This is a genomic window from Pseudomonas sp. HMSC066A08 (assembly GCF_001813025.1).
Classification (GTDB): domain Bacteria; phylum Pseudomonadota; class Gammaproteobacteria; order Pseudomonadales; family Pseudomonadaceae; genus Pseudomonas; species Pseudomonas aeruginosa.
Map to the genome: position 1 here is coordinate 2,559 of NZ_KV811374.1, position 612 is coordinate 3,170.

Annotated in this window: 2 protein-coding genes; both read right to left on the reverse strand. The window is 64.4% G+C overall.

All coding sequences use genetic code 11. The features are described from left to right. Positions 1-211, reverse strand: a 211-nt coding sequence (locus HMPREF2886_RS30650; protein WP_176439667.1) for a cbb3-type cytochrome c oxidase subunit II, incomplete at its 3' end; no start/stop codon positions are given. Positions 212-221: 10 nt separating this feature from the next. Further along, a partial coding sequence (locus tag HMPREF2886_RS30655; protein ID WP_177344471.1) for a cbb3-type cytochrome c oxidase subunit I occupies positions 222-612 on the reverse strand: 391 nt, incomplete at its 5' end.

The window sequence follows — 612 nt, forward strand, 5'->3', positions numbered from 1 at the left end:
TCTGCGAGTGGCAGCCGACGCAGCCTTCGCGGATATAGATGTCGCGGCCTTCGAGTTGCAGCGCGGTATAGGGCTTCATGCCTTCGACCGGGGTGTTGGTCACGTCCTGGAAGAACAGCGGCACGATCTGGGTCAGGCCACCGATGCTCACGGCCACGGCCATGCATAGCGCCAGCAGGCCGACGTTCTTCTCGAGTATTTCGTGTTTCATGCTCGGCTCCTCAGGCGATCTGTGCGGCGGCTTCGTATTCGGCCGGCTTGGCGGCACTGACGGTGCGCCAGGTGTTGTAGGCCATCAGGAACATGCCGAGCAGGAAGATGAAGCCGCCGAGCATGCGCACGATGAAGCCGGGGTGGCCGGCGGCCAGCGCTTCGACGAAGGAGTAGGTCAGGGTGCCGTCCTCGTTGACCGCGCGCCACATCAGGCCCTGGGTGATGCCGTTGACCCACATCGAGGCGATGTACAGCACGGTGCCGATGGTGGCCAGCCAGAAGTGCGCGTTGATCAGGCCCAGGCTGTGCATCTTCTCGCGGCCGAAGACCTTCGGGATCAGGTGGTAGAGCGAGCCGATGGAAACCATCGCGACCCAGCCGAGGGCGCCGGCGTGGACG